The organism is Fictibacillus sp. B-59209, assembly GCF_036216745.1.
Taxonomy (GTDB): domain Bacteria; phylum Bacillota; class Bacilli; order Bacillales; family Fictibacillaceae; genus Fictibacillus_C; species Fictibacillus_C marinisediminis.
This window is the reverse complement of the sequence record NZ_JARMMC010000018.1, coordinates 356363-369277: the sequence shown is the minus strand read 5'-3', so window position 1 is coordinate 369277 and position 12915 is coordinate 356363. Positions and strand designations below refer to the sequence as shown.

Annotated in this window: 12 protein-coding genes; 8 read left to right on the top strand and 4 right to left on the bottom strand. The window is 42.0% G+C overall.

Annotation, left to right across the window (positions count from 1 at the left end; translation table 11 throughout):
- Nucleotides 1–139 precede the first annotated feature (139 nt).
- From typA to P4361_RS14675, 3 genes are read left to right on the top strand one after another with little or no spacing between them, the layout of a single operon-like run.
- Complete coding sequence (gene typA, locus P4361_RS14685) at nucleotides 140–1981, top strand: translational GTPase TypA (protein WP_062231555.1); 1842 nt, start codon at nucleotides 140–142, stop codon at nucleotides 1979–1981.
- Nucleotides 1982–2022: 41 nt separating this feature from the next.
- Nucleotides 2023–2340 carry a YlaH-like family protein gene (locus P4361_RS14680; protein ID WP_062232523.1) on the top strand — a complete coding sequence of 106 codons (318 nt, stop codon included), beginning with the start codon at nucleotides 2023–2025 and terminating at the stop codon, nucleotides 2338–2340.
- Nucleotides 2341–2351: 11 nt separating this feature from the next.
- Nucleotides 2352–2621, top strand: a complete 270-nt coding sequence (locus P4361_RS14675; RefSeq protein ID WP_053354629.1) for a hypothetical protein — start codon at nucleotides 2352–2354, stop codon at nucleotides 2619–2621.
- A 26-nt stretch (nucleotides 2622–2647) separates the two neighbouring features.
- Here P4361_RS14675 and P4361_RS14670 read toward each other — a convergent pair whose 3' ends face one another.
- The 3 genes from P4361_RS14670 to P4361_RS14660 all read right to left on the bottom strand — a co-directional run bounded on the left by P4361_RS14670 (nucleotide 2648) and on the right by P4361_RS14660 (nucleotide 4020).
- Nucleotides 2648–3079: a hypothetical protein gene (locus P4361_RS14670; RefSeq protein ID WP_082315926.1), complete on the bottom strand. Its 432-nt coding sequence runs from the start codon at nucleotides 3077–3079 to the stop codon at nucleotides 2648–2650.
- A complete protein-coding gene (locus tag P4361_RS14665) occupies nucleotides 3069–3269 on the bottom strand; it encodes a YlaI family protein (protein ID WP_082315925.1) in 201 nt (66 codons plus the stop codon). The genes P4361_RS14670 and P4361_RS14665 overlap by 11 nt, the downstream gene beginning before the upstream one ends.
- A 121-nt stretch (nucleotides 3270–3390) precedes the next feature.
- Complete coding sequence (locus tag P4361_RS14660; protein WP_328089858.1) at nucleotides 3391–4020, bottom strand: YhcN/YlaJ family sporulation lipoprotein; 630 nt, start codon at nucleotides 4018–4020, stop codon at nucleotides 3391–3393.
- 192 nt (nucleotides 4021–4212) lie between these two features.
- Here P4361_RS14660 and P4361_RS14655 point away from each other — a divergent pair, with 192 nt between their 5' ends.
- The gene (locus tag P4361_RS14655; RefSeq protein WP_053354626.1) at nucleotides 4213–5544 is read left to right on the top strand and encodes a PhoH family protein; all 1332 of its coding nucleotides are present in this window, start codon (nucleotides 4213–4215) and stop codon (nucleotides 5542–5544) included.
- A gap of 36 nt (nucleotides 5545–5580) precedes the next feature.
- Here the strand turns inward: P4361_RS14655 and P4361_RS14650 are convergent, their stop codons facing one another.
- Entirely contained in the window at nucleotides 5581–6078 is a 498-nt protein-coding gene (locus tag P4361_RS14650) for a peptidyl-prolyl cis-trans isomerase (protein WP_328089856.1), read from the bottom strand.
- Between the two features lie 159 nt (nucleotides 6079–6237).
- Here P4361_RS14650 and P4361_RS14645 point away from each other — a divergent pair, with 159 nt between their 5' ends.
- The 4 genes from P4361_RS14645 (at nucleotide 6238) to cyoE (ending at nucleotide 12815) form a co-directional block, all read left to right on the top strand.
- Complete coding sequence (locus P4361_RS14645) at nucleotides 6238–6507, top strand: YlaN family protein (protein ID WP_369795790.1); 270 nt, start codon at nucleotides 6238–6240, stop codon at nucleotides 6505–6507.
- Between the two features lie 312 nt (nucleotides 6508–6819).
- Nucleotides 6820–7977: a putative lipid II flippase FtsW gene (gene ftsW, locus P4361_RS14640; protein ID WP_328089855.1), complete on the top strand. Its 1158-nt coding sequence runs from the start codon at nucleotides 6820–6822 to the stop codon at nucleotides 7975–7977.
- A 30-nt stretch (nucleotides 7978–8007) separates the two neighbouring features.
- Nucleotides 8008–11454, top strand: coding sequence for a pyruvate carboxylase (gene pyc, locus P4361_RS14635; protein WP_328089854.1), 3447 nt, complete (start codon nucleotides 8008–8010; stop codon nucleotides 11452–11454).
- Between the two features lie 425 nt (nucleotides 11455–11879).
- Nucleotides 11880–12815: a heme o synthase gene (gene cyoE, locus P4361_RS14630; RefSeq protein WP_425590263.1), complete on the top strand. Its 936-nt coding sequence runs from the start codon at nucleotides 11880–11882 to the stop codon at nucleotides 12813–12815.
- The last annotated feature ends 100 nt before the right edge of the window (nucleotides 12816–12915 follow it).

The window sequence follows — 12915 nt, the reverse complement described above, 5'->3', positions numbered from 1 at the left end:
TGTAACTAATTTTTCAAAAAAGAAAAAGATTGTAGTTCTTTGTGGTATAATAGTAAAGTTGAATTCCAATAGAGAAATAAATATCCAGGTTGGTTCTGGAAATTTAATAAATAAAAGATAGGATTTTTAAGGAGAGATTATTTTGAATTTGAGACAAGATATAAAAAACATCGCGATTATCGCGCACGTTGACCACGGGAAAACAACGCTCGTGGACCAAATGCTTCACCAATCAGGAACTTTCCGTTCAAATGAACATGTCAATGAACGTGCAATGGACTCCAATGATTTGGAAAAAGAACGCGGAATCACAATCTTAGCAAAGAATACGGCGATCAATTATGAAGGGATCCGCATTAACATCATGGATACTCCTGGACATGCCGATTTTGGCGGAGAGGTAGAACGGATCATGAAAATGGTTGATGGTGTTCTTCTAGTCGTTGACGCTTACGAAGGATGTATGCCGCAAACTCGATTCGTTTTGAAAAAAGCGCTTGAGCAAAAATTGACTCCAATCGTAGTCGTAAATAAAATTGACCGTGATTTTGCCCGTCCTGAAGAAGTAGTGGATGAAGTCATTGATTTGTTTATCGAGCTTGGTGCAAATGAAGACCAGCTTGAATTCCCTGTCGTATTTGCTTCTGCAATCCAAGGTACATCGAGCACGGATCCGCATCAGCAAGATGAAAACATGAAAGCTTTATTCGACTCCATTATTGAAAATATTCCATCACCGGTTGATAACAGTGATGAGGCGCTGCAATTCCAAGTTTCCCTTTTGGATTACAATGATTATCTTGGCCGTATCGGGATTGGCCGTGTTTTCAGAGGTACAATGCATGTAGGTCAGGCTGTGTCTCTTATGAAGCTTGACGGATCCGTTAAAAAATTCCGCGTAACTAAAATCTTCGGTTTCCTTGGACTGAAGAGAGTGGAAATCCAGGAAGCAAAAGCTGGTGACCTCGTAGCTGTATCAGGAATGGAAGAAATCAATGTTGGTGAAACGGTCTGTCCTGAAGGCCAGGAAGAAGCTTTACCGGTTCTTAGAATTGATGAGCCTACATTGAAAATGACCTTCCTTGTGAACAACTCGCCTTTTGCAGGACGAGAAGGGAAATACCTTACTTCAAGAAAAATTGAAGAGCGACTTCGTTCACAGTTGGAGACTGATGTTTCCCTGCGTGTTGATAACACGGAATCACCGGATGCTTGGATTGTTTCTGGACGCGGAGAGCTTCACCTTTCCATACTGATTGAGAACATGAGAAGAGAAGGCTACGAGCTTCAAGTATCAAAACCTGAAGTAATCGTTCGAATGGTTGACGGAGTTCGTTCTGAACCTGTAGAGCGTGTTCAAATTGATGTACCAGAAGAGTATACTGGAGCCGTTATGGAATCTCTCGGAGCTCGAAAAGGCGAAATGCTGAACATGATCAATGATGGTAGTGGTCAGGTTAGACTCGAATTCATGGTTCCTGCACGTGGTTTGATCGGGTATTCAACAGAATTCTTAACACAAACTCGAGGCTATGGAATATTGAATCATACATTTGACAGCTATCAGCCGATGCATCAAGGCCAGGTTGGAGGACGCCGCCAGGGAGTTCTTGTATCAATGGAACACGGCAAGGCGAGCCAATACGGTATTATCAATGTGGAAGACCGCGGAACGATCTTCGTAGAACCGGGTACTGAGGTTTATGAAGGAATGATCGTCGGTGAACATACACGAGAAAATGATATTACGGTAAATATCGTAAAAGTGAAACAAATGACAAATATGCGATCTGCTAACAAAGACCAGACTGTAAGCATGAAAAAACCAAAGGTTATGTCGTTAGAGGAATCACTTGAATATCTGAATGAAGATGAGTATTGTGAAGTTACACCTGAGAGCATCCGTCTTCGCAAAAAAATCCTTGATAAAAATGAGCGTGAACGTGCAAGCAAGAAAAGTAAAATAGCCAAGCAAAACTAAGATTTCGTCTGGTGGTGTGAGCGGTGGATGATAAAAAAGTAATGTCTGCGACGGGTGAGGATTCTTCACCCATCGCTCTTCTTTTAGGAATAAACGAACATCCTGTAGCAGGTTTCTTTCTATTGTATCTGGTCATTACAGTATTAACGATTCTTGTCTATCAGCTGGGATTTGCTAAAAAGCTTCCACTTCTTAAATCTGCAGTTATCTATATTCTTTTGATATTGGGCTGTTTTCCGCTTACCTTTTTCGGAATAGGCCTGCCGGTTGCAGAGGGTCTTTTGTGTGCTGCCGCAGTATTGATTATTTACAAGATCAGGCTGCACCAGAGCAAAAAAAATAAAGCCGAACACCTTTAAGGAGAGCCTCTATGACCTTACAGGATGCGCTTTACAATTGGCTAAGTATAAAAAAGGTGGCAGAAGAAAGAACAGATGATCAAGCTGCAGCAGATACACTGCTTTTTTTCGATGAAATTCTGCGGGATGACCATGGGTTAGAACACATTGCTGTGCGTATCAGCAATGGCTGTTATGAAGTGGATTACAGAATTGGGGATTCACAGCATCATAAAAAATTTCCTTGCGACTATATTGATGCGCTTTGGGAATCGATTGAAGCAGAGCCTAAGTATAATTAGACTATATTTGTATTGAGCCATGAACACTACTTGTTCATGGCTCTTTTTATGAGAAAGCCCAAGAGGCATCCATACAGCAGGTGTCCTGCAAACCAGAGAAAAAGAGCATAAAAGTCAGTAATCGCAGGCGTTGGCTGCAATGACAGGATGGTTAATGGAAAGTATAAAAAGGCAGACGCAGCGCTAAGAGTGAGCGATAAAAGATAGACATTCATTCTAATATGCTGCAGAAGGAACAAGGCGGCAAGCCCGATTAAAAATGAAACAAGGAGATGCAGAAGAAACTGGGAAAGTTCAGTCTGCATAAAAGAGGGAAGCGAAGGAACAAAATCGATGTTAATCAGGAGCGTGTAGACCCGTTTTCCTGTCAGTGATTCAGCTGCCTTCAGAAAAATACCTAGAAGACAGCCGGATAATATGCCGGCCCAAAAACCGGCAGCAATCAGTTTACCATTCATTTTCTTTTGCAGGAGAACGGTATAACAAAAAATTTCCTGTTGCAATTCTTTTGTTTGTTTTATCAGTGATCCTCTCCTGGCACTTTTCGCACATGTACGTGTGGATCGGCCGGTTTCGCAGCCGTTTAGCCAAAGAGGATTGATCTTCAATGGATTGAATGGTGTCACATAACACACATTTTACTCGCATACCAATCACCTCTGTCTTTTTGGTGTTAAAGCCATTATATCAAAGAAGCCTCTATAAACACTAATAAATAACAAATCTCCATATAAAAAAACCCCGCTTGTCCAGCGGGGGAAAAAATGGGTTAATGTGTTTCTTTTAATTTTTGCTGCTGATTTTTTGTGGCTTTTTCTTGTTTTTGCTGTTGGTTTTTCAGGGTCCTTTTCTCGTTATTTGAAAGCTGACTGTTGTTGGTTTCTGTCGGTGAAGGTTTGCGTGAATCCGTATTGTTTGGAACTTGCGGCATCAACCTTCCAACGATGGCAGAAAGTTCTCTGATGATTCCGCCTATAGGATGACCTTGTCTGATCTGTCTTCCCATTTCTCTTAGACGCTGAACGGTATCAGGATCAGCAGTTACTACCGCATTGGCTCCGTAGGGGTCTTTTTTTAATGCCTCTGCCACAGAATACTTGATTGTTCCTGTCCTTGATGCGTCCAGTTTAGAATCGACATCAATTCCCACAACTGCATAACGTCCAAGTACAACCGCTGTAGCGTCTTCTACACCCGGTATACCGGTAACCAGTTCAACCAGATGCTGAGAAACTTGTTGTGAGTTCCTTGGCCCTTGCTTTTGCCCGTTATTGGCTGTCTGGTTAACCTTGGTTAATTTAGGTGTGGTTTTATCCGTTTGTTCTGCACTTTTGTTGCTGTTGCATGCAAAAAGCAGCAATAGTGAACTCATAACGGCTATAATCCTTAATGTTTTCAATACTTTCATCCTTTCGAGCATGATCTTTTCCGTTATTTTCTGTGTTTTCTTCTATCTTTATTCAACAGTTCATACATTTAACTATAGTCCGTCCCGGCTGCTTTTCTTATACAGCTGGAAATAGACATGCAATCAACATTCATTAACACCGCCAAAATCATAGAAAATCAATTGTCAGGAGGCTGTGTAGGATTGAATAAAATATATGTCCTTGATACCAATGTTCTTTTACAGGATCCATATTCAATATTCTCATTTGGCAATCATGAGGTCGTTATTCCTGCAATCGTGCTCGAGGAAGTGGATTCAAAAAAAAGGTACATGGATGAGATCGGAAGAAACGCACGGGAAGTATCAAGGCTAATTGATAAACTTAGGGCAAAAGGGAAACTCCATGAACATGTTCCCTTGGAAAATGGGGGGATATTGAGGGTTGAACTCAATCATCGTTCCTTCCAGCGGCTTCAGGAAACATTTGCTGAGCCCACCAATGACAACAGGATCTTGGCTGTTTCTTTAAATTTATTAAATGAGGAAAAAGGAAAAGAGAACGCCAAGGAGGTAATTTTGGTCAGTAAGGATGTACTCGTCAGAGTCAAAGCAGATGCACTTGGCATCCAAGCAGAAGATTTTCTGAGTGACAGGGTAGTGGATCGCGACGAACAAACCTATTTAGGCTACAAGGAAATATACGTAAACAGCGAACTGCTGGATAAATTTTATGAGAATCAGGAGCTTACTGTATTGGAGATTGCCAACCACTCTTTCTACCCCCACCAGTTTATCATTATGAAAGACATGTACCGGAGTTCGGTTTCTGCACTCGCGAGGGTAGAAGATAACGGAAAAAAACTAAAGCCGCTTCTATTTGAAGGGGATTCAATCTGGGGAATTAAGCCAAGGAATGTCCAGCAAAAAATGGCGATCGAATTGCTCTTGCGCAAGGATGTTCACCTCGTGACTTTGATCGGAAAAGCAGGGACCGGCAAAACCCTTTTAACATTGGCAGCAGGTCTTCTGCAGACCGAGGACTTGAAAAAATACATTAAACTCTTTATTGCAAGACCTATTGTACCGGTAGGAAAAGACATCGGTTATCTTCCAGGTGAAAAAGACGAAAAATTAAAGCCGTGGATGCAGCCGATTTATGATAATCTTGAATATTTATTTAATGCTAAAAAGCAGGGAGAACTTGAAAAAATCCTTGCGGGCATAGGATCTATTCATGTAGAGGCGCTTACTTATATCAGGGGTCGAAGCCTGCCTGACCAGTTCATTATTATTGATGAAGCACAAAACCTTACAAAACATGAAGTGAAGACGATATTAACGAGGGTAGGGGAAGGAAGCAAGGTAATTCTCCTGGGTGATCCGAAACAGATTGATCATCCTTATCTTGATGAATTTACGAATGGGCTCACATATGTTGTTGAAAAATTCAAAGACCAGAGCATCAGTGGGCATGTAAAACTTGAAAAAGGGGAGCGATCAAGCCTGGCTCAGCTTGCGGCGGATCTGCTTTAGAGGATGCTCGAAAAAAATAAACCTGCCGCGGCAGGTTTATTTAATAATGAATCCTCTAATGTTTTTTAACGGATTTTCTTTATTTCTTCCATCACCGTAATAGAAATGGACGGGACCGTCTTCTTTTAAAGGCTTTCCATTTAAAGAGAAGCCCAATACAGATTGGAGGCCTTCTTCCAATGTGATTTCTTCCATGCCGTCTGCTGTATGGATCTCAATATGAGAGGCCGTTTTATCCGGTTCAGCGTTCTTTATGAAGTGTGCAAAGCCAATGCCGAATGTACCCGTTGCAATTTTCTCTTTCAGAGTCTTCTTAGACGCTGGCTTTTTCTCTGGAGGAGCAGACCCTTCAATAATTTCTTTATCCCAATGGGAAGATACGGCTTTTAAATACTTTTCTTCTTCACTCTCACCATTCTCTTTTTCATCAAAATATTTGGTCAGATCAAACTTTCTGTCATCGAATATAAATACACCTGGATCGATGGTCAGAATATACTTAACTTTTCCCTTTAATTCTAAAACAAAATCCATATTACCATGCTCCTAATTGACGTATAGTTATTGTTTCATTCTTATTCATTCTATCATGAATAGAGTTAATACTGTAATATGTTGATTTTTTGGCTGTCTAGCGCTATATTAAAGAGTAGAAAGCCAGAGTAGAACGGAGGGATTATATTGTCACCTGAGATGGCAACAGGACATCGAGAAAAGGCATTTGAACTATTACAGGCGGATGCTGCAAAGATACTGAAGTTAATTGAGGTGCAGATGGAAAACCTGACGATGCCGCAATGTCCCCTCTATGAGGAAGTGCTTGATACACAAATGTTTGGACTCTCCCGGGAGATTGATTTTGCAGTAAGGCTTAACCTCGTTGATGAGGAAGATGGCAAAGGCTTGCTGGAATCACTTGAACGTCAGCTTTCCGCACTGCATGAAGCTTCTATGCGGAAATAATAGATAACTCAAACCGTTGGCAAAATGGTTTGGGTTTTTTTATTTGGCTTTCTTCTAAAAGATTGTTGCTTTGGGAACAGTTTTGTAAAGAATCTTCATTGCCAAGTTGACTGGAGTGCAAGGTGCGCGACTCTCGCGGAAAGCGAGCAGCCTGAAACGGAAATCAACCACTATCAAGCGTAAACAGCTTTTTATTACAGGAGCATTTTACAAAGTTGTGTTAAAATATTTTTAACTTTATCATACAGAGGGAAAGGAAGTTTTATATACGAATCATTGTTAAGGAAAAGACTACATAAAGGATGTAAGATAATGTTAAAAAAAATGTTTCGGCACTATGATTATTCACTGGTGATTGCAATTTTAGTTTTATGCGGTCTCGGCCTCGTGATGGTTTACAGCGCGAGCATCATTGTTTCGATTAACCGCTTCGGCTATTCCAGCAATTACTTTTTTATCCGCCAGCTTGTTTTTTTGGGAGCCGGGCTTGTCTGTTTTTTGGCTGCGATGATTATTCCCTATCAGTTCTATAAAAAACTCATCGTACCGATTGTTTTCGGCTCTATCCTCCTGCTCATAGCGGTTCTGTTTATCGGAAAAACGACAAACAACGCACAGAGCTGGATTTACATAGGACCTATCGGATTTCAGCCGGCAGAATTTGTGAAGCTTGGGCTGACGATTTACCTTGCTGCGATTTTTTCAAAAAAGCAGGACAAGCTTGAAAATTTTGCGGCCAGCGCACCTCCGTTGAGTGTATTTGCAGTGATGTTTATTCTGATCATGAAACAGCCAGATTTGGGGACCGGTTTGATTATTGCAGCGACTACCGGCATCATTATCCTGAGCTCAGGTATGAAACCAGGACACAAAATGATTTTGATTGTATCTGCACTAATGATCATCGGACTTGGTTCCCAGGTTTTGACACATGAGCAGAAGTCGCGTTTTACGGCGGCTTATGAACCGTTTAAAGATCCACAAGGGGACGGTTTTCAGCTCGTCAATTCCTACTTGGCCATCGGTTCTGGAGGGATCACCGGCAATGGACTGGGCCAGAGTATTCAGAAATATGGCTTTCTTCCGGAACCTCACACAGATTTCATTATTGCCGTTATAGCGGAAGAGCTAGGATTCTGGGGAGTCGCGCTTATTGTCGGCTTGATTGGATTTGTTGTTATTAAAGGCTTTATAACCGGCCTTAGAAGCAGGGATACTTATGGAAGCCTGCTTGCCTTTGGTATTTCTGGTATGGTCGGAATCCAGTCTTCAGTAAATCTTGGGGCAGCCATTGGTCTGCTTCCGATTACAGGCGTACCATTGCCTTTTATATCGTATGGTGGTTCATCTCTAGTCTTGTTGTTAATTTCCATGGGGATTTTAGTTAATATTTCCTGCCATGTTAATTATAAAAGGAAGCATCAAAAGCCGGAACAAGCACCTGCAAAAGCAAATCTTCACGCAGTGTAATTCCAGGAATTATTAGAGGGAGAGATACCGATGTCACAACAGCAAATCAGAAAAATATTAGTTGCCAACCGCGGAGAGATTGCCATCCGCATTTTTCGTGCATGTACAGAGCTGGGAATTCGTACGGTAGCGATTTACTCCAAGGAAGATTCAGGATCCTATCATCGATACAAAGCAGATGAAGCCTATTTGGTTGGAGAAGGAAAAAAACCGATTGATGCTTATTTGGACATTGAAGGTATTATCACCATTGCAAAAAGAAACGGGATAGATGCCATTCACCCTGGTTATGGATTCTTATCAGAAAATATCCATTTTGCAAAGCGCTGCGCAGAAGAAAAGATTACGTTTATCGGACCGAAACAAGAACACCTCATTATGTTCGGCGATAAAGTAAAAGCAAGGGAAGTAGCGGTCAGTGCCGGACTTCCAGTCATACCGGGGTCTGACGGGCCAGTAAACAGCATTGATGAAGTGAGGGAATTTGCAGGAGAACATGGCTATCCAATCATTATAAAGGCCTCTTTAGGCGGCGGCGGAAGAGGCATGCGGATCATACGAAGTGAAAATTCGCTTGCTGAAGGATATGAAAGAGCAAAATCCGAAGCCAAAGCTGCGTTTGGAGAAGATCAGGTTTACGTTGAAAAATTTGTTGAGAAGCCAAAGCACATTGAAGTTCAGATTCTTGCGGACTTAGAAGGCAACATTGTGCATTTGTTTGAAAGGGACTGTTCTGTTCAGCGAAGGCATCAAAAAGTAGTTGAAGTTGCACCGAGTGTTGCCCTAAGTAAGGAACTTCGGCAGGAAATATGTGATGCCGCCGTTCAGCTGATGACGCATATCCACTATTTAAATGCAGGAACGGTGGAGTTCTTGGTTACGGAGGACGGCCGTTTTTATTTCATTGAAGTGAATCCCCGTGTACAGGTGGAACATACCATTACCGAAATGGTAACAGGTGTGGATATCGTTCAGACGCAGATTCTGATCGCTCAGGGCAATATGCTTCATGGTGATGTAATTGGAATTCCGCAGCAAGAGGATATTGCATGCCACGGCTATGCAATTCAATGCCGGGTAACAACAGAAGATCCTGCGAACAATTTTATGCCGGATACTGGTAAGATCAATGTTTACCGTTCTGGAGGAGGCTTCGGGGTACGCTTGGATGCTGGAAACGGCTTTCAGGGAGCTGTTATTACGCCTCATTACGATTCATTGCTCGTTAAGCTGTCAACATGGGCTCTAACCTTTGATCAAGCAGCTGCTAAAATGCTCAGGAATCTTAAAGAGTTCCGGATCCGCGGTATAAAAACGAACATCGAATTTCTTGAAAATGTTGTAAAACATAAATCGTTTATATCCGGAAACTATAATACTTCTTTTATTGACACATCAAGTGAGTTATTCTTGTTCCCTAAGAAGAAGGACCGGGGTACCAAGATGCTGACTTACATCGGTTCAACGACAGTTAATGGTTTTCCCGGCATTGAAAAAATGAAGAAACCGGCATTTACAAATCCGCGTCTTCCAAATTTACAGCTGATAGATAAGCCTGCAGACGGAACAAAACAAATCCTTGATCAGCATGGTGCCGACGGACTCGTTAACTGGATTAAAGAACAGAAAAAAGTTCTTCTGACAGATACGACCTTCAGGGATGGACATCAATCGCTCTTAGCCACTCGAGTAAGGACAAATGACCTGCTGCATGCGGCGGAACCGACAGCCAAACTATGGCCTTCCATGTTTTCTTTGGAGATGTGGGGAGGAGCTACCTTCGATGTGGCTTACCGATTCCTTAACGAGGACCCATGGGAGCGGCTCTTAAAGCTTCGAGAAAAAGTTCCAAACGTCCTGTTTCAGATGCTGCTGCGTGCTTCTAATGCGGTTGGCTATAAAAACTATCCAGATAATGTCGTTGAGGAGTTTGTGGAAAAATCATCCGCTGCAGGAGTTGATGTGTTCCGAATCTTTGACAGCCTGAACTGGGTAGAGGGAATGACTGTCGCCATTGACTCAGTAAGGAAGAACGGAAAAATTGCCGAGGCTGCTCTATGTTATACAGGCGATATTCTTGATTCCTCGAGGACAAAGTACAATGCAGAGTACTACATAAAAATGGCAAAGGAATTAGAGGCTTCAGGTGCTCATATTCTCGCAATCAAGGATATGGCCGGATTGCTTAAACCGCAGGCTGCTTATGAACTTGTTTCACGTTTAAAAGAAAATGTAAGCCTGCCTATTCACCTGCATACTCATGATACGAGCGGTAACGGAATATTCACCTACTCAAAGGCGATTGATGCCGGGGTAGACATAGTAGACGTGGCAGTCAGTTCTATGGCTGGGGGAACTTCGCAGCCTTCTGCCAACTCGTTGTACTATGCCCTTGCAGGAAATGAACGGCAGCCGGATGCTGATATCAGCAATCTTCAAGAGCTAAGTTCCTATTGGGAAGATGTCCGCAAGTATTATCAAGGCTTCGAAAGCGGGATGAACGCTCCTGATCCAGAAGTCTATGAGCATGAGATGCCTGGCGGCCAGTTCAGCAATCTTAAACAACAGGCAAAAGCGGTTGGTCTTGAAGAAAAGTGGGACCATGTTAAGCGGATGTACCGCCGCGTGAACGATATGTTCGGTGATGTAGTAAAAGTAACTCCTTCTTCAAAAGTGGTAGGAGATATGGCACTGTTCATGGTTCAGAATGATCTTACAGAAGACGATGTATACGAAAAAGGTGAAAAACTGGACTTCCCTGATTCTGTCGTTGAGTTTTTCCAGGGTTATATCGGCCAGCCATACCAAGGGTTCCCAAAAGAACTTCAGCAGCTGATCTTAAAGGGAAGAGAGCATATAACGAAGCGTCCTGGAGAATTGCTGGAGGCCGCTGACTTTATAGAGATTAAAGAAACGCTCTTCCATAAACTCAATCGTCAAGTAACCAGTTTTGATGCGATATCCTACGCTCTTTACCCAAAGGTATTATTAGACCGCGAAAGAATGTTTCAGCAATTCGGGGATATTTCAGTCCTCGATACACCGACTTTCTTTTATGGCATGAGGCTTGGAGAGGAGATCGAGATCGAAATTGAACAGGGGAAAACCCTTATTGTTAAACTTGTGTCCATCGGAGAACCGCAAATGGATGGAACAAGAGTCGTTTACTTTGAGTTGAATGGCCAGCCGAGGGAAGTTGTCGTTAAAGATGAAAGCATCAAATCGGCTGTCGCTGCCAAGAGAAAAGTAGATCCGTCCGATCCAGGCCAAATCGGTGCAAGTATGCCGGGCACTGTAGTGAAGGTTTTGGTAGAGAAGGGTGAAAAGGTTAAAAAAGGAGATCATCTGATGATTACAGAGGCGATGAAAATGGAAACAACCGTGCAGGCGCCATATGATGGAATCATTAAAGAAATCTACGCAGCCAACAGCGAAGCCATTTCACCAGGGGATTTATTGATCGAGTTAGCTAAATAGATAGCATCAATAAATCCGTTGGGGATTAATTGATTGAACTGGCTAAATGGAAAGACAAAAAAGCATTTCACCTTTTGGGGGGGGAATGCTTTTTTATAGTTAACTAAGATTGTTCAAAGAAAATTCACAAATTTGTTAAATTTCAGCCTTATACTAAAGTTTGCCAAAACATAGGAATATTATAGGAATATGTCTATCCGAGTCGAAGTATACAAACCTTCTAAATTGTTTTATAATGTTTTAGAAACATGTCTATCATATCACAACAATATGTGATAAATTTCGCAAATATGTGAAAAAAGGGATGCGTTTTACATATTGATTTCCGTTTCATTACTATTTAGAATAAAATATGGCATTTTACCTGGATAGTTTAACAAAAACCGGAAATGGAAGGAAACTTACCTGTAAAGGAGGTGTATACGGTGAGCAAAACTCAAACGACATTTGATGATGCTGACAAAGTGATCAAGGCTGATTCTCTACCGGAAGCTAATCCGACAGGTACATGGAAAGATTTTCTTGCAATTGCCAAGATGGGAATCGTTATTTCAAATCTCATCACAGTTTTTGCAGGTATATTTCTTGCCATTAAGTTAAACGGTCTGCTCTTTATGGATGAGCTGAATGTTTTGGCTCTGGCCGTTGTCGGCTCAGCCTTTGTAATCGCGGGAGGCTGCTGCTTAAACAATTACATAGACCGCGATATTGACGGTTTGATGGATCGTACCTTGGACAGACCGACAGTAACCGGTAAGATTGAAGCACACCAGGCATTATGGATGGGGATTATTTTATCTGCCATCGGCGTTATTCTTCTAGCCATGACAACGCTAACAGCCGCCGTTTTTGGATTGATTGGTTTATTTGTATATGTGGTTGTTTACACGATGTGGCTTAAAAGAACCCATTCTATTAATACGGTTGTGGGCGGAATTTCCGGAGCGATGCCGCCGCTGATCGGCTGGGCCGCAGTGGATGCGAACCTGGATATAAAAGCTTGGATTCTGTTCTTGATTCTGTTTTTATGGCAGCCGCCGCATTTTTTGGCGCTTGCGATGAAGAGATGTGAAGAATACAGAAATGCAGGAATACCAATGCTTCCTGTCGTATCGGGATTTAAAATGACGAAGCGCCAGATGATCTGGTATGTAGCAGCTCTCATCCCGGTCTCCTTATATTTGTATCCATTTGGCAAGGTATTTACCATTTTAGCCGCTGTCCTGGGATTTGGCTGGCTGGCTCTTGGTTTATCTGGTATCCGGACAAGTGATGACATCAAGTGGGCAAGGCAGATGTTTGTCTACTCTCTTAATTACTTGACTATATTGTTCGTCGCTATGATTCTCGTAAACATATAATATCGACTTCAGTACGGAACATCTCCTTGAACCGTCTGGATGAATATATTAAAGACCTTTTATATTAAAGGGCTTACATTTTTTTTGCTATTTGCTGCTT